The following is a 25,613-nucleotide window of genomic DNA, read 5'->3' on the forward strand; positions in this document are numbered from 1 at the left end:
AAATGACATCTGAACAAACAGAACCGAAGAAAAAACGCACCTTCCTGGATCGCCACGCCACTCTGGAACGCAGCGGTACATTGCTTCTCGTCGCCTCCTTGCTTGTGGTGAGTGTCGGCGGCATCGTCGAAATCGCACCCTTGTTCTATCTTGAGAACACGATCGAGGATGTTGAGGGCATGCGCCCTTACTCCCCGCTGGAACTTGCAGGGCGTGACATCTATGTGCGGGAGGGCTGCTACGTTTGCCACTCGCAGATGATCCGCCCGATGCGTGACGAAGTGGAGCGCTACGGTCACTACTCGCTGGCAGCGGAGTCTCAATATGACCATCCGTTCCAATGGGGCTCGAAGCGTACCGGGCCTGACGTTGCTCGTGTCGGTGGTCGCTATTCCGACGAGTGGCATGTGGACCACCTGAGTGATCCGCAATCAGTGGTTCCTGAATCCGTTATGCCGAAATATGCGTTCCTTAGCGACGTTATGGTTGATGGAAAGTACATTCAGGCGACCATGAAAACACACCGGTTTGTCGGCGTGCCTTATTCTGACGAGATGATCGAAACAGCGCAGGCTGACTTCCTCGCTCAGTCGGACCCGGATGCGGATTGGGACGGTTTGCTAGAGCGGTATCCAGGCGCGCAAACGCGCAACTTCGATGGGGCTGCCGGGGTGTCCGAGATGGACGCACTGATATCCTATCTGCAAATGCTCGGCACGTTGGTAGATTTTTCTACCTTCACGCCCGATGCATCTCGCTAGGGGGGAGGGAGTGATGGATACCTATTCCTTCATGCGACAATTGGCAGACAGCTGGGTGCTGCTCGCCATGTTCGCATTCTTCTTCGGAGTGATCCTTTGGGCGTTTCGCCCGGGGTCACGCAAGATGCATGATGACATCAGCCAAGCACCTTTTCGCAACGAGGACCGTCCCGCACTGGACGACAAGGATGCCGCTCTACTGAAAGGCCAAGACAATGGATGAGCCAAGATATGACGAGGCTACAAAAACCTACACCACCGGCCATTCTTATGACGGTATCGAAGAGCTGAACACACCACTACCTAGATGGTGGCTATGGTCGCTTTACGCGACGATCGTGTGGGCGGTGATTTACTCAATCGCGTACCCTGCATGGCCTTTGGTGTCTTCAGCGACAGCGGGGTTCTTAGGCTACTCGACCCGCGCTGAAGTGGCGGCCGAAATTGCTCGTGTAGAAGAGGCAAATTCGGACCTTAACTCTCAGTTGGCGGCAATCGACCTGACCACGTTGAAAGACAACGAGTCGCTGCATCAATTCGCAGTGTCTGCAGGTGCTTCGGTCTTTGCAAACAACTGTTCACAGTGCCACGGATCTGGCGCGGCTGGTGCAGTCGGATATCCAAACTTGCTGGATGATGACTGGCTATGGGGCGGTGACATCGAAGCGATTGCTCTAACTGTTCGTCACGGTATCAGAAACGAACAAGACGAGGATGCTCGTTATTCCGAAATGCCCGCCTTTGGCGAGCAATTGGAGAAAGACGAAATCGCCGCGCTGGTTGCCTATGTTCAATCTCTGTCGGGCCTGGATCACGATACTGCTCTGATCGAACAAGGCACCGAGCTGTTTGCCGACAACTGTACTGCCTGTCACGGTGACGAAGCCATGGGGGACCGCGATCAAGGTGCGCCAAACTTAACCGATTCCGTGTGGCTCTATGGAAGCTCTGACGAGGTTCTGACAGAGACCATCACCAACGCACGCTTTGGTGTTATGCCGCCCTGGTCTCCTCGGCTGTCTGATGCGCAAGTGAACGCGGTGGCGGCTTACGTGCACCAGAAAGGTGGCGGCGAGTAGCGCGCTGCTAACATATTCATATGCGACTTCGGGAAGAGCTCGGACTTAGCATGTGATCCCCGCCCTTAAGCCACCTGTTCGCGCATTGGGCTTGGGGTGCGGGGGCAATCCACGAGAAGACCCGCTGGGCATTTGTCTGGCGGGCCTTTTGTTATTTTGAACTAGTTCTTTTTCTTCTTTTGAGCATTGCGAACCATCTTGCCAAAAGCTTTGTCCTTCGATCGCCGTTCAGCCAGCGTCGCTGAATTGTGCAAATCTTCTGCAACAAGTTTTTGCCATCGGGCCAGTCGCGTTGCGTCAACTTCACCGCGTTCAACCGCGGCCAGTATCGCGCAACCAGGTTCAACTGTGTGTTTGCAGTCGTTGAATTTACATTGAGCACCCAGCTCATCCAGATCCGAGAACATTTCGGCCAAGCCGGAAGCCGCGTCTGTGAGTTGCAGTTCCCGCATTCCGGGCGTGTCCAGAACGGCGCAGCCGGAGGCGAGGAAATATAACTGCCGCCGCGTCGTGGTGTGGCGGCCACGGGCGTCGTCTTCACGGACTTCTTGCGTCGCGATTGCGTCGTCACCCGCCAACGCGTTGGTCAGGGTGGACTTGCCGACGCCAGACGACCCGAGGAATGCGACTGTCTGCCCAGGTTTGCACCAGTCGGCGAGTTTCATTTGCGGCTCCGCGCTTTTGGCGTTGAGAGCCACGACGGGCACAAAAGGTGAGATCGCCTCTGCCTGCGCGATATAGGTTTCTGGGGCGTCGCATTTGTCGACCTTTGTCAGAATGATCACCGGTGTAACGTCGGCCTCGAAGGCAAGTGCGATAAACCTCTCAATACGTGCCACGTTGAAGTCGTCGTTGCAGGAGGACACAATGAAGGTGGTATCCAGATTGGCGGCAATTAACTGCACTCCAAGCGTTTTACCGGGGGCCCTACGTTTGATCAGGCTCTTTCGGTCCAGCACCTCACTGGCAGATGGCAGTTCACGATTGAGAAGAAGCCAGTCACCGACAGTTGCATCTGGCCCATGCGGAATGTGCATATCGATGCCGTCTCCGCGCGCCTGAAGCCCGTTGCGGTGAACCTCTGTGACACGAAGCGGAGGCGTCTCCTCGATCTGCTCTACGCTGACTTGTTGGGCAAAGAATTGTTGCCAGCCGAGTTGAGCAAGTGGCGAGAGGGGAGCGACGCGGCGATCCGGGTCGGTGTCGGTGGGAAGAAATTGAGAATAGTCCCGAGTCATGGAGTTCTACTTTCATGTACCGGCTTCGGGCAAAGCCCGGCCGTGAGTTATAGTGCTTTGGATGATGCGCATAGCCTCTGGATGCTGGACAAACTCCAACAAGCCACTGGATCGGCTTAGGTTTACATCGGGAACTTGGTGCTCCCCACTTTAACGGGACATAAAATCTCCATGCTGATGGGCTTGTTTATCACGATTGCGTTCTTCGATCTAGCTGCCGTTGATGTCGCAGTTTGCTGATTGATCTGGGTCAAGGACCTAGAAGTGCTATGCTTGCACATACACACTGCGAACAGAGTCAAAATTCCGGACGAGTCTACTATGAACAATGCTGAGAACCCTCCTTCACTATATGCAGCGCAAGAGCCGATCTTCCCGCGCAAAGTCTCGGGCTTTTTCCGCACATTCAAGTGGTGGATCATGGCCGTTACCTTGGGCATTTACTATCTGACGCCCTGGATCCGTTGGGATCGCGGCCCGAATTTGCCAGACCAAGCCGTGTTGATCGATCTGGCAGGTCGTCGCTTTTATTTCTTCTGGATCGAGATTTGGCCGCACGAGTTTTACTTCGTTGCTGGTCTTCTCATCATGGCTGGCCTTGGCCTGTTCTTGTTCACGTCGGCCTTGGGACGTGTTTGGTGTGGCTACACCTGCCCGCAGACCGTCTGGACTGATCTGTTTATTCTTGTTGAGCGCTGGATAGAAGGCGACCGGAACGCGCGTGTACGCCTCTGGCGTGCAAAGTGGGATGCGCACAAGTGGCGCTTGCGGATGACCAAGTGGCTGGTTTGGCTAATGATTGCGATCGCGACAGGCGGTGCTTGGGTGTTTTATTTCACTGATGCGCCGCAATTGGCCGTCGATCTTGTGACGCTCAATGCCCACCCTGTGGCCTATGCAACTATTGCTGCCTTGACTGCGACAACCTTCGTTTTTGGCGGGTTCATGCGTGAGCAGGTTTGCATTTACATGTGCCCGTGGCCGCGCATTCAGGGCGCAATGATGGACGAAGACACGATTACGGTCGGTTATCGCGAGTGGCGCGGTGAGCCACGTGGCAAAAAGCACGAAGGCACAACCGGCGACTGTATCGACTGTATGGCCTGCGTGAACGTCTGCCCGATGGGGATCGACATTCGCGATGGCCAGCAGATGGAGTGTATCACCTGTGCGCTTTGTATTGATGCCTGCGACGACATCATGGAGAAAATCGGCAAGGAGCGTGGCCTGATTGACTACCTTGCGCTTTCGGATGAGCCGCTTGAGCGTGGCGGTGGCAAAGCAAAACCCGTTTGGAAGCACATCTTGCGTCCGCGCACATTGGTCTACACTTTCTTGTGGTCAACGATCGGCTTGGGTTTGCTTTTTGCGCTGTTTATCCGCGCCGAGATCGACATGACAGTTTCGCCAGTCCGAAACCCGACTTATGTGACGATGTCCGATGGTTCGATCCGCAACGCCTATGACATTCGTTTGCGCAACAAACATGGTGATGATCGCGAATTCCACATGTCTCTGACGTCGGAAGAAGTATTGATTATCGACTTGGAAGGGACCGATTTGGTTAATGTTGTGGTTCCAGCAAACGAGACAAAGCTGCAGCGGGTGTATGTTACCGCGCGTCGCGGCGACCCTAGCGCTACTGCGGCACGCACCGATTTGCGTTTTTGGGTTGAAGACGTAGTCTCCGGAGAGCGCGCGTATACCAATACTGTGTTTAACGGGAAGGCAGCCGACCAATGAGCCGCGAGATCAAAGGTATTCATGTCTTCGCAATGTTTGCGGTGGGGTTCAGCATCATTATTGGTGTGAACTTGACCCTCGCCACCCAAGCCATTCGGACCTTTCCGGGGCTTGAGACGAAAAACTCATATGTGGCGAGCCAGAGTTTCGATGCACGTCGTAGCGCACAGCTTGCTTTGGGGTGGGACGTGAAGGCCGGGTACGCTGACGGAATACTGCGCCTTGAGATCAAAGATACGCGTGGTCCCGTCGACCCCTCGTTGATCGACGCTACGCTTGGTCGAGCTACCAATGTCAGTCAGGATCAAACCCCTGCATTCCGCTTCGACGGAGAGGCGCATCTGGCGGCCGCCGATCTGGCCCCGGGAAACTGGAACCTGCGCATGAAGGCAATTGCAAAGGATGGAACCGTATTCGAGCAACGGATTCCATTTCTGGTCGCTGAATGAGCGTAATGAGTTGCCCAGGTTGCGCGGGCGCTCCGCTCGCGGAAGAGGCCGCGCGTAGGTCTCCGACGTCCTCGGCTGGCGATACGATATCGTTGTCGTTGCCCGGGATCCATTGTGCCGCCTGCGTGTCGGGGGTGGAACGTGGCCTGGCAAAACTACCTGATGTGCTTGATGCCCGCGTAAACCTGAGCTTGAAGCGCGTGACAGTTCTGACGCGTGGGGATGCAGACGAAGATCATCTGATTGGTGCCTTGTTGGCCTTGGGTTTCGAAGCACTGCCGCTAGACAGTGATACCTTGCGTGCAGGGGAAGGTGACCCAGCAGGGCGTGCGTTGCTGCTGCGCTTGGCGGTTGCAGGCTTCGCCATGATGAACGTCATGATCTTGTCGGTAGCAGTTTGGGCGGGCGCTGCTGACGCGACGCGGCAGCTATTCCACTGGATTTCCGCGGTCATCGCCTTGCCTGCTGTGGCTTATGCTGCGCGACCGTTTTTTGTTTCGGCTTTGTCCGTATTGCGGGTTGGTCGGGTCAATATGGAAGTTCCGATTTCCCTCGCGATCCTACTTGCCAGCGGGCTGTCGCTTTACGAGACGATGGCGGGCGGTGAGAACGCTTATTTTGATGCGGCTTTGTCGCTGACCTTCTTCTTACTGATCGGGCGCTATCTGGATCACCGCACGCGTGCGGCGGCACGATCAGCCGCACAGGAACTTGCGGCACTGGAAGTGCCCTCGGCCACCTGCATTCGCGAGGGTCAGCCGGTACGTGTCAAAGCTGCCGAAATCGTGGTCGGAGACCTTGTTCAGGTGCCCGCAGGTGGGCGCGTACCAGTTGATGGCGTGATTGACACTGGTCGTTCCCAAATGGATCGCTCTTTGTTGACGGGCGAAAGCCTACCGGTCGCAGCGCAGGTTGGCGCTAAAGTCGTCTCTGGTGAAGTAAACTTGTCAAACCCGCTAATCATACGCGCGACTGCCGTGGGTCAGGACACTACTCTGCGCCGCATGGCCGAGATGGTCGCTGTGGCCGAGAGTGGACGCTCACATTATACGCCCTTGGCTGATCGTGCAGCACAGCTTTATGCGCCGCTGGTGCACGGGGTCGCTGCGTTGGCATTTATTGGCTGGTTTGTTGCAACCGGTGACGTGCGCTATTCCCTCAATATCGCGATTGCGACGTTGATCATAACTTGCCCCTGTGCTTTGGGGCTGGCCGTTCCTGCGGTGACCACTGCGGCGTCGGGGAGCTTGTTTCGCAAGGGCCTGCTAATCAAATCCGCAACTGCGTTGGAACGTCTCGCGGAAGTCGATGCAGTAGTTTTCGACAAAACCGGAACGCTAACCGACGGCACGCCTATCCTCGATGACTTGCAGAGCCTTTCGGTCGAAGACCGCGCTGCCGCTTTGGCGTTGAGCCAATCTTCGGACCACCCTGTTTCGCGTCTTCTGGCGTCCGCATTGGAGGGTATGCAAACAACACCGTCAGCTTTGAAAGAAATCCATGAGATTGCGGGTGACGGTGTCGAAGGTCTGGATGGTGAGGTGCGTGTTCGGCTAGGAAAATCAAGAACAGCTACGGGTGGGACGGTCTTCCAACGTGGCAAAGGCCCAGAGCAGACTTTGCGCATCGACGAAGCCCTTCGCCCCGGAGCTCAAGAGTTGGTTTCAAAGCTGCAATCACAAGGTTTGGACGTAGAACTTTTGTCTGGTGACACCGAATTCGCGGCAACCAAGCTTGGCGCACGTTTGGGCTTGAAAGACTCTAGAGGTGCCATGCTGCCCGCGGACAAGATCGCACATCTCGCCGCGCTTCAAGAACGCGGCAAGCGTGTTTTGATGGTGGGGGACGGGCTTAATGATATGGGGGCGATGGCTCAGGCATTCGTGTCGATCTCGCCAGCGTCCGGCGTTGATGCTACGCGGGCGTCTTCCGATATTGTTCTGCTCGGCCGTTCTCTTGCACCAGTGATGGACGCACTCAAAGTGTCCCGAAGTGCCCGCGCTCGAATTCGTGAGAACTTCGGGATTGCGATTTGCTACAATTCTGTGGCCGTCCCGCTTGCCGTTCTGGGCTATGCCAGCCCCTTGATGGCGGCGTTGGCGATGTCGAGCTCCTCTATCCTCGTAATCCTAAACGCGTTAAGGGTTCGAGCATGAATGTGCTTGTGATCCTTATACCTGTGTCGCTGATCCTTGGCGGGATGGGTATCGTGGCGTTTCTTTGGACCGTGAGACACAATCAGTACGAGGATATCGAGGGCGATGCCGCACGCATCCTGTTTGACGATGAAGACGAGCCTAACTCGTAAGGCCACCGATCTTCTGGTCTGCGATGCGCTTTGTGACGACTAGTGCTATGATCCAGCCAGTTGCCACCGCCGTGGCTATGCCAATCCAGACGCCCCAAACGTCCATGCCGACCAACCCGACATATACCCAGATGAAAAATGCGACGCCGAAGCCTTGGCGGTACACGCTGATCCAAAGTGTCCAAACCGGACGTTTAAGGGCTTGGAGAAACGAGTTGATGGCAAAGAGCATCATGTAGATCGGGAAGATAAACCCGTCGATCCTTAGGTAGCTTACACCGATACGCACGACCTCCGGATCATCGTTGAACAATGCCACGACATACGGGGATGCGAACCAGAGGATGGGAAAGGCTGCAAAGGTCATCACGAACCCCAGCTTCCAGCAGAAGAAGAGAGCTTCCCGCACGCGGTCGAATTGCTCCGCTCCGTAGTTCTGCGCAGCAATTGGCAAAAGCGCGCCCGTCATGCCCAGAACAGGCAAAAGTAGTATTTGCTCCACCCTAAGTGCGACGCCGTAAGCGGCGATTGCTTCAGCGCCGAAGCCTTTCAGCGCGAATTGCACAACAAAGCCGGAGACGAACATGACCATGATGGCGGTGGTCGTGGGTAACATCTGCTCGGTGATCTCGCGATAGCTTGCCAGATTTGGTTTGAGCCAGCTGAGTTGAAACCCTTCCATGATCCGGCGACCCAATACCTGATACAAAATCCAGATCATTACCCCTGTTTGGCTTAATATAGTGGCCACAGCGATGCCGCTTAGCCCCATCCCGGGAATGATGCCGGGGATGCCATAGATCAACAACGGGTTGAGGCCGATATTGGCCAAAAACGCCACCATCATCGCGCGTTGCATCGACACCGTGTCACCATGTGCTTGCAGAATGCCGTTCGCCCCGTAGGCGAGCAGAAAACCGGGGAGCGCAAGAATGAGCCACAGAAAGTAGGTGGTGGCCGCGTCGCGGTACTCCCCCGGCTCCGAGACCAGTGCGATGACGCTCGGCCCGGCAAAAACGGCCCCGATCATGAGCAACACAACTGCGATGATACCGAAACCAATACCTTGAGACGCTAGTTTCCGCGCCGCATCGTCGTCCTTTTTGCCTCGGGCATTTCCAACAAGGGCGCTCATGGCCGAACCGAGGCCAAAACCTACCGACATGGTTATGAAAAATGCCTGAAATCCGATCGCCAAGCCCGCCTGCGCCTGCGTTGATATCTGGCCAGCGAAGTAGACGTCGACCACATTGTAGAGGGTGCTGAACAACATGCCCAAGGCGGCTGGCACTGCTAGCGTGTTGAAATGGCTCGCGATGGAGCCTTCTGTCAGGTCAATGTCGCGCATGAAAACTCCTGCTTGTCCTGACCGGCATATCAGAGATGAGTTTGACCCTTCAGGTCGTTAGCGATAACAGATGAAGGCAGACTGGGGAGAACTTTGCAATGTCGAAATCTGAAATTGGCTTGATCGGACTTGGTACAATGGGGGCAATGTTGTCCCTCAATATTGCGGAGAAGGGGTTCGCTATTTCGGTGTTCAACCGGACGACATCCCGCACCTCAGAATTCCACGCTGAAGCGGGTGAACTTGCCGAACAGATCACACCTTGCGACACCCTTGAGGACTTGGTGGCGTCCATTGCAGAGCCGCGCGCTATCATATTGATGGTCCCTGCCGGCCGGGCCGTGGATGAACAGATCGCGGCGCTTCGCCCATTGCTGGGCAAGGATGATTTGATCATAGACGCAGGAAACGCCAACTTCCGCGATACAGAGGCACGCGCGGCCCAAGCCGAGGCCGATGGCGTCCCTTTCCTTGGCATTGGGGTGTCCGGTGGTGAAGAAGGTGCCCGCCATGGCCCGTCCATCATGGGTGGTGGGCGCAAGAAGGCTTGGGATCAGGTCTCCTATATCCTCACTGCGATTGCCGCCGATTACGAAGGTACCGCTTGCGCCACGTGGATGGGGCAGGGCGGCGCGGGTCACTTTGTAAAGGCAGTTCATAACGGCATCGAATATGCCGATATGCAAATGATCGCGGAGATCTACGGGATATTGCGTGACGGGCAGGGGGCAGACGCTGCAACTTGTGCCGAGGCGTTTGATACGTGGAACAAGGGGCCATTGCAATCTTACCTAATCGAGATTTCGGGCAAGGTCGCTGCCGCCACAGATCCGGCGACTGGGAATGCAGTGCTCGACATCATTCTGGACCGTGCCGGGCAAAAGGGTACCGGTCGCTGGACGGTGATTGAGGCGCAGCATCTGGGTGCTCCAATACCAGTGATTGAAGCTGCGGTTGCTGCGCGCAACCTGTCCGCGATGAAATCGGAGCGCGAACGCGGGGAGGCGACCTTCGGCGCCGCCCCTGTGCCGCTTCCCGCTGGTGCGCTTGGTCGTGACGATCTGGAGCAGGCGCTGATCGCGGGAAAGATTATGTGCTATGCGCAGGGCTTCCATTTGCTAAACTCCGCAAGCGCAGAGTTCGGGTGGAACTTGCCCATGCCGGAAATCGCGCGCGTTTGGCGCGAAGGCTGTATCATTCGATCAACCATGCTCAATGATATGGCCGAGGCATTGACCGCCGCGCCTCAAGACAACCTGATGTTCGCACCTTTCTTTGCCAAGATGATCGACGAAAACACACCAGCGCTACGCAAGGTTGTGGCAATTGCTGTGTCGCACGGGTTGCAAGTGCCTGCCTTGGCGGCAGGGCTCAGCTACTATGATGCTATGCGCACCGGTCGCTCGACCGCCAATATGATTCAGGCGCAGCGTGATTTCTTCGGAGCGCATAGTTTCGAGCGTGTCGACAAGGAGGGGGCGCATCACGGCCCTTGGGGCTCCTAACGAGCGAGCTTTTTAACCTCATCATGGCGCGGGCAGGTTACGAGATGGTCGTTGATTAGACCGCAAGCCTGCGCGAACGCGTAGACGATTGTCGGGCCGCAAAACTTGAAACCTTCTTTTTTCAAGTCTTTTGAGATTTGGGTGCTAAGTGGCGTGAAACCAGGCACGTCACTCAGGCTGCGGAAATCGTTTTGCAGCGGCTTGCCGTCGAAATATTTCCACAGAAAAGTGTCGAAACCCTCGCGCTGCTCAATCTTTTGCCATGCTCGGGCATTTCCGATGGTGGCTTCGATTTTCCCTCTATGTCGCACAATGCCTGTGTTTTGCAGTAGACGTTCCACATCAGTGTCGCCCCATCCTGCGATGATATTTGGATCAAAGCCCTCAAATGCATCCCGAAAGGCGTCGCGTTTTTTCAAAATGGTGATCCAGCTTAGCCCGGCTTGAAACCCGTCTAGAATCAGTTTCTCCCACAGCGCGCGACTGTCATATTCCGGTACGCCCCATTCTGTGTCGTGGTAATCGACATAGATTTCTTCTGTGCCACACCAACCGCAACGATCATTCATAGTTTTCACCTGTATTCCAAGGGCTTCCAAGATTGAATCGTTGTTTACTCTAATTGGAACAAAATTGGAACATTAACCCGCGTTTAAGGCCGAAGCTCCTAGATGGATCAAACCGGAAATCACTGTAGAACGCGTTATGACATTTGATCCAAACTCAGAAGACAGCCCTTTGTCTGCCGCGATTTCACAACGTGACGTGCATGTTCTGGATATGGTCCGAGCCGCATTACGCAAAAAAGATGTCTTGCTCGCTTACCAACCGGTGGTGCAGGGCGCAGATACGAAAAGGATCGCATTTTACGAAGGTCTAATCCGGGTGCTTGATGAAACAGGGCGGATCATTCCTGCAAAAGAGTTCATCGAAACAATTGAGGCGCGGGAAGAAGGGCGGCTCATTGACTGTTTGGCGGTGGAATTGGGCGTGGAAAGCCTGGTGAAAGAACCGCGGCTGAGACTCTCAATCAATATGTCGCCCAGATCTATCGGACATCCTCAGTGGGAAACTGCGTTGGAACGCGGCTTGCTAAGTGATCCAACCATTGGCGAGCGGCTCATCATCGAGATTACCGAATCATCTGCTCTTCTGATGCCCGATCTGGTTTCGGATTTTATGATGCGTATGCAGCGACGGGGGGTTTCCTTTGCGCTTGACGATTTTGGTGCGGGCTATACTGCGTTCCGGCACTTCAAGGATTTCTATTTCGATCTGGTTAAGATCGACACGTCTTTTGCACGCAACATCGATGTTGATAGCGACAATCAGGTTTTGATGCAGGCCTTGGTCTCCATTGCTCAACAGTTTGACATGTTCACGGTCGCAGAAGGTATAGAGCGCCCGCAAGAGGCTGAATATCTTAGGGAAATCGGAATTGACTGCCTTCAAGGCTATCTGTTTGGTGTTCCATCTGTGTCGAAGCCTTGGGAAAAGGACGCAAGTGCCGAAAGACGCGCTCTGTTAAGATAGTGGGCGATGGTCGACAATCTGTTGGAGCAAGACCTTGTTTCTCGCCGCAATGTGAGACACCCTGTCCAATCGTATACCCTACGTAAGCCAGTTAAATGCTTCGCCATACACGGTCGGTTATATCCAGTGCTCTGGGCAGCAGAGACACGCCGATCGCAGGAAAGGAATGTCCATGACCAATGTCGTAATCGCCTCAGCAGCCCGCACCGCTGTAGGTAGCTTCCTAGGCTCGTTTGCCAATACTCCGGCCCATGATCTGGGAACCGCTGTTATCGAAGCCGTTGTAGAGCGGGCCGGCGTCGATAAAGGTGAAGTCTCAGAAACCATTCTGGGCCAGGTTCTCACCGCAGGCCAAGGGCAAAACCCTGCCCGTCAGGCTCATATCAACGCAGGTCTTCCGCAAGAAAGCTCCGCTTGGGGGATCAACCAAGTGTGTGGCTCCGGCCTTCGTGCGGTGGCACTTGGCGCGCAGCACATCATGCTGGGCGACGCTGAGATTGTCGTTGCAGGTGGCCAAGAGAACATGTCCATGAGCGGCCACGTCGCGAACTTGCGCCAAGGCCAGAAGATGGGCGACATGCAGTACATCGATAGCATGATCCGTGACGGTCTATGGGATGCTTTCAACGGCTATCACATGGGCCAAACCGCCGAAAATGTCGCCAACCAATGGCAAATCAGCCGCGAGATGCAGGATGAATTTGCAGTCGCCTCCCAGAACAAAGCCGAGGCTGCGCAGAAGGCTGGTAAGTTTGCCGACGAGATTGCCGCGTTTACAATTAAAACCCGCAAGGGGGATGTGACCGTCGATCAGGATGAATACATCCGCCATGGCGCAACTATGGAAGCGATGGCGAAATTGCGCCCTGCTTTCACCAAAGATGGTTCGGTCACAGCTGCAAACGCATCGGGTCTGAATGATGGTGCTGCAGCGACACTCCTGATGAGTGCCGAAAACGCCGAGAAGCGCGGTTTGCAGCCGTTGGCACGTATTGCCAGCTATGCGACTGCTGGGCTAGATCCGTCCATCATGGGCGTTGGGCCGATTTATGCCTCCCGCAAGGCTCTCGAGAAAGCAGGCTGGAAAGCTTCAGATCTTGATCTCGTTGAGGCGAACGAAGCCTTCGCGGCGCAAGCTTGCGCGGTGAATAAGGACATGGGCTGGGATCCGGCGATTGTGAACGTCAACGGTGGCGCTATCGCTATCGGCCATCCGATTGGTGCCTCTGGTTGTCGTGTGTTGAACACTTTGCTGTTCGAGATGCAGCGCCGCGACGCCAAAAAAGGCCTCGCGACTTTGTGCATCGGTGGCGGCATGGGTGTCGCGGTCTGCGTCGAACGCGACTGATACAGAAAACAGGGTTGCGCACGAAAATTGCGCAACCTATTCTGATTTAGACATAATATTATTACCTGATTTAGGAGGAATCACCATGTCCCGTGTTGCACTTGTTACCGGAGGATCGCGCGGAATCGGCGCGGCAATCTCCAAGGCTCTAAAATCTGCTGGCTACTCCGTTGCTGCGACCTACGCTGGCAATGACGAGAAGGCCGCCGCATTCACTGCCGAAACTGGCATCAAGACTTACAAATGGGACGTGGCTGATTACGAAGCCTGCACCGCTGGAATTGCACAAGTCGAAGCTGACTTAGGCCCAGTAGAGGTTTTGGTGAACAACGCCGGCATCACCCGCGATGCGCCCTTCCACAAGATGACGCCACAGCAATGGTCAGAAGTGATGAACACCAACCTTTCGGGCGTGTTCAACATGAGCCACCCCGTCTGGCCCGGTATGCGTGAACGTAAGTTTGGGCGGATCATCACCATTAGCTCGATCAATGGCCAGAAGGGCCAGTTCGCTCAAGCCAATTACGCAGCTGCGAAGGCTGGCGATATCGGTTTCACAAAGGCTCTTGCTCAGGAAGGTGCCCGCGCTGGCATCACCGTAAACGTGATTTGTCCGGGTTATATCAATACCGAGATGATGAGCACGATTCCTGAAAAGGTGATGAACGAAGTGATCCTGCCGCAAATTCCTGTTGGCCGTTTGGGTGAACCTGAAGAAATTGCGCGCACTGTGGTCTTCCTTGCCTCTGATGATGCAGGTTTCATTACCGGCTCGACAGTTTCTGCCAATGGTGGCCAATACATGGCTTGATCCACGCTTGTTGATCAACAGGAGGGCCAGTGCATTATGCGCTGGCCCTTTTTTTGATCGCTTAGCCTTAGCTTCGCCCCCTCAGGTTAGATACAAAGCGCGGAATAGTATGAAAGAACCTCGCAAACGCGTCCGCGCGTTCTTTGTGGGCGCGTTTGTGAGCGGCGATGATGTGCTGGCTTAAGTGTGTCTCGATCATGGGGTGTTCCAGTTCTATCCTGAATAACTTAACTGAAACTCTTATGCTTTCTTTAGGTTAAGGCCACAAACTAGACTTTCTATTCATTCAGTTTAGTATTACTTGAGTGAGATGAGCGACAGGCTTCCCCCACTATCTGCATTGCGCGCCTTTGAGGCAGCAGCGCGACATATGAGTTTCTCGCGTGCAGCGGATGAGTTGAACGTGACCCCAGCAGCACTTAGTTTTCAAATAAAGTCGCTTGAAGAGCATCTTGGGGTGCTCGTGTTCCGCAGGCTAAACCGCGCGGTAGAACTCACCGAGGAGGGGCAGTTGCTCGCCCCCGGTGTGTCTGATGGTTTTGACGCATTGCAATCTGCATGGCGCGCTGTGAAGCGAAGGTTGAACAGTGCAACCCTGACGGTGACCGCTGGGCCAGCCTTTACCGCAAAATGGCTCGCCCCGAAGCTGTTCAGCTTCGCCAAAGAGAATCCTGACATTGAGCTTCGGTTCTCCGCTGGCCTCGGGTTGGTTGATTTTGCCCGTGATGACGTGGATGTCGCCATTCGCTTTGGTCAGGAATTTGATCCGCTGTTGTACTCTAGGACGTTGATAGACGAGTGGATGGCGCCAATGATGTCGCCGGAACTTGCCAAGAACGTGACCGAGGTGGCCGACTTGCAAAGGATGACATTGCTTCATCAAGAAGACATTGATTTTCTCAAGCCACCTGCGAATTGGCGCGCATATTTTGCCGCTGCGGAGGTTCCATATATCGAGGAGCACGGGCCACGATTTTCTCAGGCGGATCATGCTGTGGATGCAGCCTTGGCTGGTGGTGGTGTTGTGTTGGGTAGGCTGTCTTTGGCGGCGACGTATTTGGGGGATGGTCGGTTGGTCATGCCAATCCGTCATCGGTTGCCTACCGGCGCGAGTTACCGAATTGTTTGCCCTAAAGGACAGGAAGCACGGCCGCAGGTGGCACGCTTCATCGAGTGGGTTGTACGGGAGATTGCAGGAATGGACACGGTTGCGCAGGACGCTCGGTTTTTGCTCAGGCAACCTGATGAGTAAATCCTTGGCGACGACGATTGGATTTGGGGCCGTGTTGCTTTGGTCCTTGCTGGCATTGCTGACTGTGGGATCGGACCCGATACCTCCTTTTCAGCTTAGCGCTATGGCTTTCTTGATAGGCGGGCTGGTCGGCCTCGGGTTTTCACTTAAGCGCGGACATCTCTTTCGGACGCTCAGGTCCGTTCCGGTTTTGGCTTGGGTGCTTGGGATTGGCGGGCTCTTTGGTTACCACGCATTGTACTTTTCGGCTCTAAGGCTGGCTCCAGCCGCTGAAGCAGGGCTTATCGCGTATCTCTGGCCGCTGTTGATTGTAATTTTCTCTGGCCTGCTCCCCGATGAAAAGCTGAAACCGCTGCATGTATTGGGTGCGATCGTTTCCTTCACTGGAGCGGCACTTATTGTGGCGCGGGGCGGGGCGGGGTTTCAGTGGGCCTATGTGCCCGGGTATTTGCTGGCGGTTTTGTGTGCCTTAACTTGGTCGGGCTATTCCGTTGTATCACGGCGTTTTCGTGCAGTGCCGACCGAAGTTGTCACATTTTTTTGCCTAGCCACTGCAATTCTGTCGGGTCTTGCACATTTGATCTTCGAGCAAACAGTTTTGCCGAGCGGTGCCATCACATGGCTGTCGATCGCAGGGCTCGGATTGGGGCCCGTTGGTTTGGCATTTTACTTGTGGGATGTTGGCGTCAAGCAGGGCGACATCCAGTTGCTTGGCACTGCATCCTATGCGGCGCCGCTGTTCTCTACTTGTATCTTGATCGTAGCAGGGTATGCCCAAGCGACGGCAGTTTTATTGCTCGCGGCCGGACTGATTACGGCCGGAGCGGGGCTTGCCGCGCTTGGGTCACGAAAATCCTAATCAGCGAATTTCGAAATTTCCTCTTTCAATCGCAGCTTTTGCTTTTTCAGTTCAACGACAGTCAGGTCGTCTGAGCCTGGGCTTCTTTGTGCTTCTTCCACTCGTTGGGACAATGCATCGTGTTTGCGCTTCAGCTCAGAAACGTGAGAACTGATCGTCATGGGCATAACTCCTTTTTGTGTGGTTTAGATCTTCATTGCATCACATTAAAAAGCCCAAGTCACGCAAATGCGTCGCGGCATTGCAGCGATTGCTTCTAAAATTTTAGTGAGCATCCGTTGCGTAAAATATCGGTGGCAGCTTGCGAGTAGTCATCACCATCCTGATTGTGCTGCAACCCATCGTGCAGAACCAACGGGTTATGGAGTATTGTCTTTGCGGCACGCCCTTTTTGCGCTCGCAGCAAAACCCGCCCGGCAGGCTTACCCGTTCGCGCAACGATTGGCTTGATTTCGATTAGACCTGCCCGAGAATTGAGCATCTCAATAAGGTCTCCAAGCCGGTCGATAAGATGAATGACGCTGACGCACCCCTTTGGACCGGCCCGTCGCAGGGCCGTGTCGACCCATACAGAAAGTGGAGTGTGTTCACGCAAAGCAGTGTCTCGGCCTTCATCTGGCGAAGCTGTGCCGGGGCCGTAATATGGAGGGTTCAGGATAACATGATCGAAACTGCGGTTGCGAAGATCAGCCGGGAGTTGGGCGAGATCTGCGTCGACAACCTCCATTTCAAAGCCGGCTTCGGCGGCGTTGCGGCGGGCCAGTTCAGCATAAGCGGGTTGCAACTCGATGCCACTTAGCCGGGCTTCAACCCGCGTACGCAAGCAGATGGAGGCGGTGCCCACACCGCACCCCAGCTCCAGCACGGTTTGCCCGGGTTTTGCAGGGCAGGACGCGGCAAGAAGCACGGGATCAGTGGCGGCGCGGTATCCTTTGCGCGGCTGCCATAAATGCAATTTTCCACCCAGAAAAGCATCATGCGTAAGCTCGTCAGAAGCAAATCCCATAGGTCGTCAGTCGCTCAGATGAATGTCATTGTCACGTAGGATCGCTCGCGCCAAGAACAGGTCCTGCTCCCGAACCATCAAGCGGCGCGGCAATATGCCAACGGAGCCTTCAAGAACACTCATGTGGACGTCCATTTCGAACACGCCTATATCTTCTCCTGATAAAAGAGCTTTAGAGAAGGCTATGATTGTGGGATCGTTGCTGCGCAAAAGCTCTTTCATGAGATAGAGTTAACGACAGGCCAGCACGTTTGTCGAGAGACGAGGCAGAACGAGATAATGAGTTTGGATACCCCCTCTGTTAAGCCCCATGACCGCCTTAAGGGCGCTTTGGCATATGATCTCGACGCTGTTGGGGAGTTGATCCGCACACGCATGGCGTCAGAGCACGCCCCGCGTATCCCAGAGGTTACAGCGCATCTTGTTGATGCAGGCGGCAAGCGTGTCCGGCCGATGCTTACGCTGGCAGCGGCCCGGTTGTGTGGTTACGGCGGCCCGTATCATATTCATCTTGCCGCAACGGTGGAGTTCATTCACACAGCGACGCTTTTGCATGACGACGTTGTTGATGGCAGTGAACAACGCCGTGGGCGACCTGCGGCTAATCTGCTTTGGGATAACAAGTCTTCGGTTCTGGTCGGGGATTACCTGTTCGCGCGGTCGTTTCAGCTGATGACGGAAGCGGGCAGGTTGGACGTCTTGAAAGTGCTTTCTAATGCGTCGGCTGTGATTGCAGAAGGCGAAGTGCTTCAGTTGACTGCCGCCCAAAACTTGGCAACGACCGAAGATATTTACCTGCAGGTGGTGCGAGGCAAAACCGCTGCGCTCTTCTCGGCCGCAACACAGGTTGGCGGGATGATCGCCGACGCCCCAGATGAGGTCGTTCAGGCCTTGTACACATATGGTGATGCGCTGGGTATCAGCTTCCAAATTGCCGATGATATTTTGGACTTTGCCGGTGACACCGCGAAGACGGGCAAGAATGTTGGCGACGATTTTCGCGAGCGGAAGCTGACCTTGCCTCTCATCAAATTGATTGCATCCGGTGGCGATGCAGATCGCGATTTCTGGGTCCGCACGATTGAAAAAGGAAAGCAACAAGACGGCGATCTTGATCACGTGCTGACGCTTTTCGAAAAGCACGGGGCATTGGACGCGGCACGTGAAGACGCTTTGGCTTGGTCTGCTAAGGCAAAAACGGCCCTTGATGCGGTTCCGCAGGGGGATTTGACGGATATGCTTCGTGATTTGGCCGATTACGTGGTGTCACGTCTCGACTAGGTCCGTCACGCGCCGAGAGCACAGGGTTTCACCCACCAGTCCGGATGTTCACGGCTGATTTGTAATGCGGCGTACCGAGCGGTTTCAGCGCTTGGGAACACTCCAAAACAAGTCGCTCCGGAACCGGACATCCGAGCTAACTGACAATTCTTAGTATCCCAAAGCGCCGATAAGACGTTCTCAATCATCGGTGCGATAGACACGGCTGCGTCCTGCATGTCATTTCGTTGGTGTCGCAGCCAAGTTATAAACCTTGTCTGATCAATGAAGTTGGAAGGTATCATTCTCATTGAAGCGTTGTTTTTGGATGAAATGGCTTTGAAAACTGCGGGTGTAGACACTTCAACGCGGGGATTTACAAGTACCGCATCCAGCGCAGGCAAGTCTGGCATGAACTCAATTTTTTCACCGATACCTGACATTCGCGCGGTTTGCGAAAATAGGCAGATCGGGACATCTGCCCCCAACTTTGCGACATGCGCGAAGGTTTCGCTGCCCGGCACGGCATCCGGTAAACCCCACAGCTTCGACAAGCCACGGTAGGCAGCAGCGGCATCTGCTGTTCCGCCTCCGATACCAGAGGCGACCGGAAGAATTTTCGTTAGATGAATGTGCGCAGATTTCTGTGGGTCGATTAGGTGAGCGGCAGATAAGACGGAATTGCCGTCGGTGGGGATCGCGCCGCTTTCGGGCCCATCAATGGTAAGGGATAATGCATCAGCGGGCTCAAACGTCAGGTGATCACCCACCGAGGCAAACATCACCAAACTGTCTAGCAAATGGTATCCGTTCGCGCTTTGCCCGGTGACGTGAAGCGTCAGGTTCACCTTTGCTGGAGCGAACTGCTCTAGCATCAGTCGTTCGCGGTTTGCGTCGTTCCGGCTTTGGCTTCGTCTTCCAGTACAGCTGTCAGCCCGCGGGAGAGTTTCTCGCGAATACGCTCAGCTTCTGCTTCTTCCGGCTTAAAGGACAAGGCGCGTTTCCACTGGAATTCTGCCTCACGTTCGCGGCCAACCTTCCAATAGACATCGCCCAGATGGTCATTGACGATTGGATCAACGGGTAGAAGCTCAACTGCGCGCTCCATCGGAGCCACGGCTTCTTCAAAGCGACCAAGCCTGTAGAATATCCATCCAAGGCTGTCCGTGATGTAGCCGCTATCGGGGCTTTCCTTCACGGCTGTCTGGATCATTTGAAGCGCTTCATCGAGCTTGATGCGTTGCTCGACCAGCGAGTAGCCAAGGTAGTTCAGAATGTCAGGCTGGTTCGGGGATAGCTCCAGAGCCGTGCGGAAATCGCGCTCCATTCCAACCAAATCACCCATACGTTCTTTTACGATCCCGCGTGCATACATGATGCGCCAGTTGCTGCGGTTCCCGATGCCATTGAGGTCCAACGCGCGTGAGTATGCAGCCACAGACCCTTCGTTTTGTTCCGTTCTGCTAAGGATATCGCCAAGCGTTGAATGGACCATAGCAATGTCGCCATGTGATTTGGACAACGCCGTCAGCACTTCGACTGACGCGTCTTTGCGGTCATCAGAATAAAGCGCATTGGCGCGGCCGATTTCGGCCAGCACATAGGCTGGGGAACTCGCGTCCAAAGAGGCATAGGCTTCCGTTGCCAGGTCGAACTGACCCATCCCCTCCAGAATTTCTGCAGCCATCAAAACTGCCGGAGCGTGATCAGGGCGGATGTGTTGCGCCATTCGTACATAAAGCAGAACATGCTCTGGAGCTGCGCGACCGTCGAGCACCGCAGACAAGTTGAAGTAGACTTCCGCGATACCCTCGCTCGCATTGCTTACAAAGTCATAGTTGACCACGTCGTCAGCTTCGAGGCGTGCTTTCAGGGATTCCAGTTCGGCGCTGAAACCGTTCGCGGTCGTAACGTTCAATAGCTCGATTGCATCGCTCCGGCGCTCTAGCTGTGCAAGTATCTGGGCGTGAGCTTCAATTCCGCGTGGGCTAAGAATTAGAGGTCCAAATTCTTTGCCTGACAGGATGTTATCGGCACCTTCGAAATCACCCACGGAAGCGAGCGCCAGAGCGTTATGATAGTGGGAAAATGAAGCGAAGTCTTCGGTTTCGGCTACTTTCGCAAAGGCATCTGTCGCGTCTGACATTTTGCCTTGGCCGAGCAAGGCCCATGCTCTTGTTAAACCGCCGAGAAGCGGAGCAAGCCCCGTGGTTTCCGGGCTTTCTTCGGATGCGCGGTCGAAATCGCCGTTCGCAACGGCGACGGTGTCCAGAACAAGGTCGACAATTTGGTTCCGCCCGCCAGCTGCTTCGTGTTCCAAAGCGATCACTGTTGCGCCGTTAATATCACCCTTGCCGATCATCGCGATGATGGCACTTTCCTTAAGCAGGAGGTTGTGTGGTTCAGCCGCGACTGCGCGGCGGTAATAGCGCGCAGCCTCGCTGTAGTCGAAGGAGATCGTCGCCTGACGTGCGGCAAGATATGGCCCAGCCAACCCGAGTTCGGCTGCAATGGCTGGTGCAGTGCTAGCGGCCAGTGACAGTAAAAGCCCCGCTACGCGGCGTTGTATACGAGTCTTGATCATATTAGTCGGGCCCAATTCTTCTTGCGTCACCTAGAGAAATAGGTGCGCGAAGAGGGGTTGTCCATGACGCGTTTGGTAACAATGGCGCGGGGTGTCTCCCGCCGCGCCATTAGATCGTCACATGTTTGGATAGTTTGGCCCATCACCACCTTGCGGCGTGGTCCACACAATGTTCTGCGACGGGTCTTTGATATCGCAAGTTTTGCAGTGAACGCAGTTCTGGAAGTTGATGACGAAATTGTTGTCGACCACCTCATACACACCTGCCGGGCAGTAGCGTTGCGCGGGCTCGGCATATTGCGGCAAATTTACCGAGATTGGGATACTGTCATCAATCAGTTTCAAATGCGCGGGCTGGCTTTCTTCGTGGTTGGTGAACGAGAATGCCACGTTGGTCAGCCGGTCAAAGGACAGCTTGCCGTCAGGTTTGGGGTAGTCGATTGGCTTGAAATCGGCCGCTTTGCCAGTGGCTTCGGCGTCGGATTTTCCGTGCTTCAAGTTCAGCGGTGAGGTGCCGAAGATGTTGTTGCACCACATATCCGCCCCGCCGATCGCCAACGATGCGGTTAGGCCGTAGTTTGACCACAACGGCTTCACGTTGCGCACGCGCTTCAGGTCTTTGCCAATTGCGCCGGTTCGCACTTCGGTGTCGTAACCGTCCAATGTGTCACCCGAACGGCCCGCGCCGATGGCTTCAAAGGCCGCTTCTGCTGCGGCTTTGCCAGACAGCATCGCATTGTGGTTGCCCTTGATCCGCGGCACGTTGACCATACCAGCGGAGCAACCCAGCAAAGCGCCACCCGGGAATGCGGTTTTGGGCAAGGACTGCCAGCCGCCTTCGGTGATTGCGCGCGCGCCATAAGCCACGCGTTTACCGCCTTCAAGAAGCTCGGCCAACATGGGGTGATGCTTGAACCGTTGGAACTCCATGTAGGGGAATAGATGCGGGTTTTCATAGTTCAGGTGCACCACGAAGCCCACGTAAACTTGGTTGTTGTCGAGGTGGTAGATGAATGATCCACCGCCCGCATTCTTGCCCAAAGGCCAGCCCATTGTGTGGGTCACGGTGCCTTCTTTGTGCTTGGCTGGGTCGATCTCCCAGATCTCTTTCATGCCGAGGCCATATTTTTGGGGGCTCGCGTCTTTGGCCAAATCGAATTTCTCGATCACCTGTTTGGACAGCGACCCCCGGACACCCTCCGACAGGAAAACGTACTTGCCGTGCAATTCCATACCCGGCTCGGTGTTTTCGCCATAGGAGCCGTCGGCTTCCAGTCCGAAGACGCCAGCCACGACGCCCTTCACTTCGCCATTCTCGCCATAGACGATGTCGGAACACGCCATGCCGGGGAAGATTTCTACGCCCATACCTTCGGCCTGCTCGGCCATCCAGCGGCAGACATTGGCCATGGAGACGATGTAGGTGCCGTGATTGCTCATCAGTGGGGGCATCACGAAGTTGGGAATGCGGACCTGACCGGCCTCGCCCAGCATATAGAAATTGTCCGATGTCACGGGCACGTTGATCGGGGCATCCATATTGCGCCAATCTGGCAGCAGCGCATCAAGACCCGAAGGGTCCAAAACCGCGCCGGATAGGATATGCGCACCGACCTCGGAGCCTTTTTCCAAGACAACGACATTGAGGTCGGCGTCCAGCTGTTTCAGGCGGATGGCAGCGCTTAGACCGGCAGGACCGGCCCCCACGATTACCACATCGTATTCCATGCTTTCGCGTTCAATCTCGGCCATGTGTCAATTCCTCTCGCAACGCCCCTGCGGGACGGGTTCGCAACTTTGTTAGCTTTAAACCTTCAATCAAGCAGGAATGTAAGTGGCAATTGCGACGTTGCGTCGCCGTAGCACGGCCCAGAGTGCGGTTACGGCAATAATCGACACATATCCGTCAACAGCATAGTGCCAGCCGTGATAGACCGATGCGAACATGATCATTGCAGCAAAGAGCACGCCGAAAGGTGCCAGAGCACGCGACCTTTCCCAAAGATATAGCAGCGTGACGGCTGCCAGACCGACATGGACCGACGGGAAAGCAGAGATGCCGGAGCCAACACTTTGACCCCCATCAGAATAAAATTGCCAAAGGTTGTCCTGCACGCGCCCTAAGGCCGACGCGGCAATTCCGCTGCTCTCTAGTGCTGCTGTCAAATCTGCAAAGCGCGTGCCGCCAATCAGGCGATCATAATAGACCGGACCCGCAGAACTGCCCAACATTGCCATCACGTTTCCTAGGCCGATCCAAGATATAACATAGAGGATCATGAAGCGCTTGGATCGTTCTGTGTCGGTATCCGTGAGCGCGATAAAGGCTGGCAGAAAGACAGCAGGCAGAAACCAGACCATAAAATACAGGACAACGATGACTGAAGGCGGCACGAATGTCGCAACCAAGTGCGTGATCCGCCAAGGGTCGACGCCAAAATGTAGTGCTGCGTCTAGGTCTGCAAAGAGCGGGTCTGCGTAAAATGGCTGAATGTAAGGGATAGAAGTTTTGACCAGCGAGAAGGCCATGGAAAAGATAAGGCATCCAAGCAATGCGTAGATTGTCGGAACTATTCGTGCGCGGACACCATATTTTCGGGTCAGATAGAGCGACCCGGCAAGGAAGATGCCCAAGATTGGCATCCATTCAGCAAATGACTTTAGCAGGTAAAAGGATGTGCGAACCGCGCCCAGTAGCAACGCGGCAGGCTGTTCACGCATAGCAAAAACCAACGCCACGGCGCAGGCGAAATATGCCAATGAAAACAGTAAGTAGTGTCGCATCATATCGTAGGCCCCCTAAGCCCTTTGGCGCAATTTGCCGTGCTCATTGGGCGAAAATAAGGAAAATGCAGGGTTATCGGGGGGCCTCGGACCTTTCCGACGATAAGGTAATGAGCTACATCGCCGCTCAACTGGTACAGGAGCTACCGCGATGTCTGTGTTGCGAATGATCTATCTTGCCCTTGCGATTTGGGGGGCGATCCACCCGATGTATTACTTTATGAAGTGGTTTTCCGAACACGGTTTTTCGTTGGGGTTGATGGTTGAAGCATGGCATGCAAATGCCGCATCGTCTGGCTTGGTTTGGGATCTCACGATCGCCGCGATAGCGCTGACCGTCTGGATCATTGCCGAGGTTTCTGTGCGCAGAAATTGGCTGACCTTGGTTGCGATCCCGGCGACATTCTGTATCGGTGTGTCCTGCGGCTTGCCGCTCTATTTATTTTTGCGCACAAGGCCGCTCGACTGATGGACCATTTTCTTTACCGCGACGGCAATCTGCATGCCGAAGATGTCGCCATTGCTGATATCGCCGCGCAAGTAGGCGCGCCGTTCTACGTTTATTCCAGCGCGACACTGACGCGCCATTTCCGCTTGTTTGACGAAGCACTGGATTGGGCTGACCATCTGGTCTGCTACGCGATGAAAGCGAACTCCAATCAGGCGGTTTTGAAGCTTTTGGGTGACCTTGGCGCAGGCATGGATGTCGTGTCCGGCGGTGAATATATGCGGGCCAAAGCTGCAGGCATTCCGGGTGAGCGCATCGTATTTTCAGGGGTTGGCAAAACGCGTGCTGAAATGCGTTTGGCGCTAGAGGGTGGCATTCGCCAGTTCAATATCGAGAGCGAACCAGAGATGCAGGCGCTGTCAGAAGTTGCCTCTTCGATGGGGGTCACCGTGCCGGTCACCATTCGGGTAAACCCTGATGTGGACGCGAAAACCCATGAGAAAATTGCGACAGGAAAATCAGAAAACAAGTTCGGCATCCCGATTTCGCGGGCTAAAGAAGTCTATGCTGCGGCGGCTGCCTTGCCGGGCTTGGAGGTGATCGGGATCGACGTGCATATTGGCAGCCAGCTTACCCAGCTGGAGCCGTTTGGTCAGGCGTTTGAAAAAGTTGCCGAACTAACAAAGCTCTTGCGCGCTGAAGGTCACGATATTCGACGTCTTGATCTGGGTGGCGGATTGGGCATCCCCTATGAGCGCTCCAATGATGCACCGCCTTTGCCGCAGGAATTCGGGCAACTTGCGCAGGACAAAGTCGGGCATCTGGGGTGCGAAATCGAGATTGAACCAGGGCGCTTGATTGCCGGAAATGCGGGCCTTTTGGTGTCGGAGGTCATTTACGTCAAAGAAGGCGCAGACCGCCAATTCATGATCATAGACGCGGCGATGAACGATCTGATCCGGCCAGCGATGTATGGTGCATATCACGATATCGTTCCGGTGATCGAGCCAGCTGCGGGTGTCGAGCAGGTAAAATACGATATTGTCGGGCCCATTTGTGAAAGTGGCGATACGTTCGCCAAGCAACGCATGATGCCGCCTGTTGCGGCAGGCGATTTGGTGGCCTTCCGGTCGGCAGGTGCTTATGGTGCCGTTATGGCATCCGAGTACAACTCTAGGCCACTTATCCCCGAGGTTTTGGTCCATGAAGATCAATTCGCCGTCATTCGGGAGCGTCCGACCTTTGACGAGATGATAAATCGGGATACCATTCCTTCGTGGCTTTGACGCTATGGTGC

26 protein-coding genes are annotated in these 25,613 nt (G+C 55.0%); 16 read left to right on the forward strand and 10 right to left on the reverse strand.

The window, feature by feature from the left end; all coding sequences use genetic code 11:
- Positions 1-2: 2 nt before the first annotated feature.
- From ccoO to ccoP, 3 genes are read left to right on the forward strand one after another with little or no spacing between them, the layout of a single operon-like run.
- Entirely contained in the window at positions 3-761 is a 759-nt protein-coding gene (gene ccoO / locus BUB72_RS06520) for a cytochrome-c oxidase, cbb3-type subunit II (protein WP_073141958.1), read from the forward strand.
- A gap of 13 nt (positions 762-774) precedes the next feature.
- Positions 775-984, forward strand: a complete 210-nt coding sequence (locus tag BUB72_RS06525) for a CcoQ/FixQ family Cbb3-type cytochrome c oxidase assembly chaperone (RefSeq protein WP_073141961.1) — start codon at positions 775-777, stop codon at positions 982-984.
- Complete coding sequence (gene ccoP / locus BUB72_RS06530; protein WP_073141963.1) at positions 977-1,840, forward strand: cytochrome-c oxidase, cbb3-type subunit III; 864 nt, start codon at positions 977-979, stop codon at positions 1,838-1,840. The genes BUB72_RS06525 and ccoP overlap by 8 nt, the downstream gene beginning before the upstream one ends.
- Before the next feature lie 161 nt (positions 1,841-2,001).
- On the opposite strand, the gene rsgA is transcribed toward ccoP, so the two are convergent.
- The gene (gene rsgA / locus BUB72_RS06535; RefSeq protein ID WP_073141965.1) at positions 2,002-3,078 is read right to left on the reverse strand and encodes a ribosome small subunit-dependent GTPase A; all 1,077 of its coding nucleotides are present in this window, start codon (positions 3,076-3,078) and stop codon (positions 2,002-2,004) included.
- Positions 3,079-3,399: 321 nt separating this feature from the next.
- Between rsgA and ccoG the strand changes: the two genes are divergently transcribed.
- Genes ccoG through ccoS form a run of 4 tightly spaced genes read left to right on the forward strand, consistent with a single transcriptional unit; the run spans position 3,400 to position 7,578 of the window.
- Positions 3,400-4,821 carry a cytochrome c oxidase accessory protein CcoG gene (ccoG, locus tag BUB72_RS06540; protein WP_073141968.1) on the forward strand — a complete coding sequence of 474 codons (1,422 nt, stop codon included), beginning with the start codon at positions 3,400-3,402 and terminating at the stop codon, positions 4,819-4,821.
- Entirely contained in the window at positions 4,818-5,270 is a 453-nt protein-coding gene (locus BUB72_RS06545) for a FixH family protein (protein WP_073141971.1), read from the forward strand. Before ccoG ends, BUB72_RS06545 begins: the two co-directional genes overlap by 4 nt.
- Positions 5,267-7,426 carry a heavy metal translocating P-type ATPase gene (locus tag BUB72_RS06550; protein WP_073141973.1) on the forward strand — a complete coding sequence of 720 codons (2,160 nt, stop codon included), beginning with the start codon at positions 5,267-5,269 and terminating at the stop codon, positions 7,424-7,426. Before BUB72_RS06545 ends, BUB72_RS06550 begins: the two co-directional genes overlap by 4 nt.
- On the forward strand, positions 7,423-7,578 hold the full coding sequence (gene ccoS, locus BUB72_RS06555; RefSeq protein ID WP_073141975.1) for a cbb3-type cytochrome oxidase assembly protein CcoS: 156 nt from the start codon (positions 7,423-7,425) through the stop codon (positions 7,576-7,578). The genes BUB72_RS06550 and ccoS overlap by 4 nt, the downstream gene beginning before the upstream one ends.
- Here ccoS and BUB72_RS06560 read toward each other — a convergent pair.
- The gene (locus BUB72_RS06560) at positions 7,568-8,926 is read right to left on the reverse strand and encodes an MATE family efflux transporter (protein WP_073141977.1); all 1,359 of its coding nucleotides are present in this window, start codon (positions 8,924-8,926) and stop codon (positions 7,568-7,570) included. The genes ccoS and BUB72_RS06560 overlap by 11 nt on opposite strands.
- A gap of 98 nt (positions 8,927-9,024) precedes the next feature.
- On the opposite strand from BUB72_RS06560, the gene gndA reads away from it, so the two are divergent.
- Complete coding sequence (gene gndA, locus BUB72_RS06565; protein ID WP_073141979.1) at positions 9,025-10,431, forward strand: NADP-dependent phosphogluconate dehydrogenase; 1,407 nt, start codon at positions 9,025-9,027, stop codon at positions 10,429-10,431.
- On the opposite strand, the gene BUB72_RS06570 is transcribed toward gndA, so the two are convergent.
- Positions 10,428-11,000, reverse strand: coding sequence for a DNA-3-methyladenine glycosylase I (locus tag BUB72_RS06570; RefSeq protein ID WP_073141982.1), 573 nt, complete (start codon positions 10,998-11,000; stop codon positions 10,428-10,430). The two genes, gndA and BUB72_RS06570, sit on opposite strands and share 4 nt — an antisense overlap.
- A 136-nt stretch (positions 11,001-11,136) precedes the next feature.
- Between BUB72_RS06570 and BUB72_RS06575 the strand changes: the two genes are divergently transcribed.
- The 5 genes from BUB72_RS06575 to yddG all read left to right on the forward strand — a co-directional run bounded on the left by BUB72_RS06575 (position 11,137) and on the right by yddG (position 16,234).
- Positions 11,137-11,964 carry an EAL domain-containing protein gene (locus BUB72_RS06575; protein ID WP_073141985.1) on the forward strand — a complete coding sequence of 276 codons (828 nt, stop codon included), beginning with the start codon at positions 11,137-11,139 and terminating at the stop codon, positions 11,962-11,964.
- 172 nt (positions 11,965-12,136) lie between these two features.
- Complete coding sequence (locus BUB72_RS06580; protein WP_073141987.1) at positions 12,137-13,312, forward strand: acetyl-CoA C-acetyltransferase; 1,176 nt, start codon at positions 12,137-12,139, stop codon at positions 13,310-13,312.
- Positions 13,313-13,397: 85 nt separating this feature from the next.
- Positions 13,398-14,123: an acetoacetyl-CoA reductase gene (gene phbB, locus BUB72_RS06585; protein ID WP_073141990.1), complete on the forward strand. Its 726-nt coding sequence runs from the start codon at positions 13,398-13,400 to the stop codon at positions 14,121-14,123.
- Positions 14,124-14,433: 310 nt separating this feature from the next.
- Positions 14,434-15,375 carry a transcriptional regulator GcvA gene (locus tag BUB72_RS06590; protein ID WP_073141992.1) on the forward strand — a complete coding sequence of 314 codons (942 nt, stop codon included), beginning with the start codon at positions 14,434-14,436 and terminating at the stop codon, positions 15,373-15,375.
- Entirely contained in the window at positions 15,368-16,234 is an 867-nt protein-coding gene (gene yddG / locus BUB72_RS06595; RefSeq protein ID WP_073141994.1) for an aromatic amino acid exporter YddG, read from the forward strand. Before BUB72_RS06590 ends, yddG begins: the two co-directional genes overlap by 8 nt.
- Here the strand turns inward: yddG and BUB72_RS06600 are convergent.
- The 3 genes from BUB72_RS06600 to BUB72_RS06610 all read right to left on the reverse strand — a co-directional run bounded on the left by BUB72_RS06600 (position 16,231) and on the right by BUB72_RS06610 (position 17,462).
- Complete coding sequence (locus tag BUB72_RS06600) at positions 16,231-16,395, reverse strand: YdcH family protein (RefSeq protein ID WP_073141997.1); 165 nt, start codon at positions 16,393-16,395, stop codon at positions 16,231-16,233. The two genes, yddG and BUB72_RS06600, sit on opposite strands and share 4 nt — an antisense overlap.
- Positions 16,396-16,490: 95 nt before the next feature.
- Positions 16,491-17,240, reverse strand: coding sequence for a tRNA1(Val) (adenine(37)-N6)-methyltransferase (locus tag BUB72_RS06605; RefSeq protein ID WP_073141999.1), 750 nt, complete (start codon positions 17,238-17,240; stop codon positions 16,491-16,493).
- Positions 17,241-17,246: 6 nt separating this feature from the next.
- A complete protein-coding gene (locus BUB72_RS06610; protein WP_073142001.1) occupies positions 17,247-17,462 on the reverse strand; it encodes a putative signal transducing protein in 216 nt (71 codons plus the stop codon).
- A gap of 57 nt (positions 17,463-17,519) precedes the next feature.
- On the opposite strand from BUB72_RS06610, the gene BUB72_RS06615 reads away from it, so the two are divergent.
- Positions 17,520-18,521 (forward strand): polyprenyl synthetase family protein, encoded by a 1,002-nt coding sequence (locus BUB72_RS06615; RefSeq protein ID WP_073142003.1) that lies wholly within the window; start codon positions 17,520-17,522, stop codon positions 18,519-18,521.
- Between the two features lie 5 nt (positions 18,522-18,526).
- On the opposite strand, the gene BUB72_RS06620 is transcribed toward BUB72_RS06615, so the two are convergent.
- The 4 genes from BUB72_RS06620 to BUB72_RS06635 all read right to left on the reverse strand — a co-directional run bounded on the left by BUB72_RS06620 (position 18,527) and on the right by BUB72_RS06635 (position 23,868).
- On the reverse strand, positions 18,527-19,375 hold the full coding sequence (locus tag BUB72_RS06620; protein WP_083588597.1) for a 4-(cytidine 5'-diphospho)-2-C-methyl-D-erythritol kinase: 849 nt from the start codon (positions 19,373-19,375) through the stop codon (positions 18,527-18,529).
- Positions 19,375-21,084 carry a tetratricopeptide repeat protein gene (locus BUB72_RS06625; RefSeq protein WP_073142007.1) on the reverse strand — a complete coding sequence of 570 codons (1,710 nt, stop codon included), beginning with the start codon at positions 21,082-21,084 and terminating at the stop codon, positions 19,375-19,377. The genes BUB72_RS06620 and BUB72_RS06625 overlap by 1 nt, the downstream gene beginning before the upstream one ends.
- A gap of 117 nt (positions 21,085-21,201) precedes the next feature.
- Positions 21,202-22,836, reverse strand: coding sequence for an electron transfer flavoprotein-ubiquinone oxidoreductase (locus tag BUB72_RS06630; RefSeq protein ID WP_073142009.1), 1,635 nt, complete (start codon positions 22,834-22,836; stop codon positions 21,202-21,204).
- Positions 22,837-22,902: 66 nt separating this feature from the next.
- On the reverse strand, positions 22,903-23,868 hold the full coding sequence (locus BUB72_RS06635) for a phosphatase PAP2 family protein (protein ID WP_217653845.1): 966 nt from the start codon (positions 23,866-23,868) through the stop codon (positions 22,903-22,905).
- A 151-nt stretch (positions 23,869-24,019) separates the two neighbouring features.
- Here BUB72_RS06635 and BUB72_RS06640 point away from each other — a divergent pair, with 151 nt between their 5' ends.
- Positions 24,020-24,337, forward strand: coding sequence for a DUF2834 domain-containing protein (locus BUB72_RS06640; protein ID WP_073142013.1), 318 nt, complete (start codon positions 24,020-24,022; stop codon positions 24,335-24,337).
- Positions 24,337-25,602, forward strand: a complete 1,266-nt coding sequence (gene lysA / locus BUB72_RS06645; protein ID WP_073142015.1) for a diaminopimelate decarboxylase — start codon at positions 24,337-24,339, stop codon at positions 25,600-25,602. The genes BUB72_RS06640 and lysA overlap by 1 nt, the downstream gene beginning before the upstream one ends.
- Positions 25,603-25,613: the final 11 nt, after the last annotated feature.

The organism is Litoreibacter ascidiaceicola (assembly GCF_900129235.1).
Classification (GTDB): Bacteria; Pseudomonadota; Alphaproteobacteria; order Rhodobacterales; family Rhodobacteraceae; genus Litoreibacter; species Litoreibacter ascidiaceicola.

What these genes read in the sequence shown, in the direction of transcription:
- ccoO (WP_073141958.1), top strand. Translation starts at nt 3, where the DNA reads ATGACATCTGAACAAACAGAACCGAAGAAAAAACGCACCTTCCTGGAT.
- BUB72_RS06525 (WP_073141961.1), top strand. Translation starts at nt 775, where the DNA reads ATGGATACCTATTCCTTCATGCGACAATTGGCAGACAGCTGGGTGCTG.
- ccoP (WP_073141963.1), top strand. Translation starts at nt 977, where the DNA reads ATGGATGAGCCAAGATATGACGAGGCTACAAAAACCTACACCACCGGC.
- rsgA (WP_073141965.1), bottom strand. Translation starts at nt 3,078, where the DNA reads ATGACTCGGGACTATTCTCAATTTCTTCCCACCGACACCGACCCGGAT.
- ccoG (WP_073141968.1), top strand. Translation starts at nt 3,400, where the DNA reads ATGAACAATGCTGAGAACCCTCCTTCACTATATGCAGCGCAAGAGCCG.
- BUB72_RS06545 (WP_073141971.1), top strand. Translation starts at nt 4,818, where the DNA reads ATGAGCCGCGAGATCAAAGGTATTCATGTCTTCGCAATGTTTGCGGTG.
- BUB72_RS06550 (WP_073141973.1), top strand. Translation starts at nt 5,267, where the DNA reads ATGAGCGTAATGAGTTGCCCAGGTTGCGCGGGCGCTCCGCTCGCGGAA.
- ccoS (WP_073141975.1), top strand. Translation starts at nt 7,423, where the DNA reads ATGAATGTGCTTGTGATCCTTATACCTGTGTCGCTGATCCTTGGCGGG.
- BUB72_RS06560 (WP_073141977.1), bottom strand. Translation starts at nt 8,926, where the DNA reads ATGCGCGACATTGACCTGACAGAAGGCTCCATCGCGAGCCATTTCAAC.
- gndA (WP_073141979.1), top strand. Translation starts at nt 9,025, where the DNA reads ATGTCGAAATCTGAAATTGGCTTGATCGGACTTGGTACAATGGGGGCA.
- BUB72_RS06570 (WP_073141982.1), bottom strand. Translation starts at nt 11,000, where the DNA reads ATGAATGATCGTTGCGGTTGGTGTGGCACAGAAGAAATCTATGTCGAT.
- BUB72_RS06575 (WP_073141985.1), top strand. Translation starts at nt 11,137, where the DNA reads ATGACATTTGATCCAAACTCAGAAGACAGCCCTTTGTCTGCCGCGATT.
- BUB72_RS06580 (WP_073141987.1), top strand. Translation starts at nt 12,137, where the DNA reads ATGACCAATGTCGTAATCGCCTCAGCAGCCCGCACCGCTGTAGGTAGC.
- phbB (WP_073141990.1), top strand. Translation starts at nt 13,398, where the DNA reads ATGTCCCGTGTTGCACTTGTTACCGGAGGATCGCGCGGAATCGGCGCG.
- BUB72_RS06590 (WP_073141992.1), top strand. Translation starts at nt 14,434, where the DNA reads ATGAGCGACAGGCTTCCCCCACTATCTGCATTGCGCGCCTTTGAGGCA.
- yddG (WP_073141994.1), top strand. Translation starts at nt 15,368, where the DNA reads ATGAGTAAATCCTTGGCGACGACGATTGGATTTGGGGCCGTGTTGCTT.
- BUB72_RS06600 (WP_073141997.1), bottom strand. Translation starts at nt 16,395, where the DNA reads ATGACGATCAGTTCTCACGTTTCTGAGCTGAAGCGCAAACACGATGCA.
- BUB72_RS06605 (WP_073141999.1), bottom strand. Translation starts at nt 17,240, where the DNA reads ATGGGATTTGCTTCTGACGAGCTTACGCATGATGCTTTTCTGGGTGGA.
- BUB72_RS06610 (WP_073142001.1), bottom strand. Translation starts at nt 17,462, where the DNA reads ATGAAAGAGCTTTTGCGCAGCAACGATCCCACAATCATAGCCTTCTCT.
- BUB72_RS06615 (WP_073142003.1), top strand. Translation starts at nt 17,520, where the DNA reads ATGAGTTTGGATACCCCCTCTGTTAAGCCCCATGACCGCCTTAAGGGC.
- BUB72_RS06620 (WP_083588597.1), bottom strand. Translation starts at nt 19,375, where the DNA reads ATGCTAGAGCAGTTCGCTCCAGCAAAGGTGAACCTGACGCTTCACGTC.
- BUB72_RS06625 (WP_073142007.1), bottom strand. Translation starts at nt 21,084, where the DNA reads ATGATCAAGACTCGTATACAACGCCGCGTAGCGGGGCTTTTACTGTCA.
- BUB72_RS06630 (WP_073142009.1), bottom strand. Translation starts at nt 22,836, where the DNA reads ATGGCCGAGATTGAACGCGAAAGCATGGAATACGATGTGGTAATCGTG.
- BUB72_RS06635 (WP_217653845.1), bottom strand. Translation starts at nt 23,868, where the DNA reads ATGCGACACTACTTACTGTTTTCATTGGCATATTTCGCCTGCGCCGTG.
- BUB72_RS06640 (WP_073142013.1), top strand. Translation starts at nt 24,020, where the DNA reads ATGTCTGTGTTGCGAATGATCTATCTTGCCCTTGCGATTTGGGGGGCG.
- lysA (WP_073142015.1), top strand. Translation starts at nt 24,337, where the DNA reads ATGGACCATTTTCTTTACCGCGACGGCAATCTGCATGCCGAAGATGTC.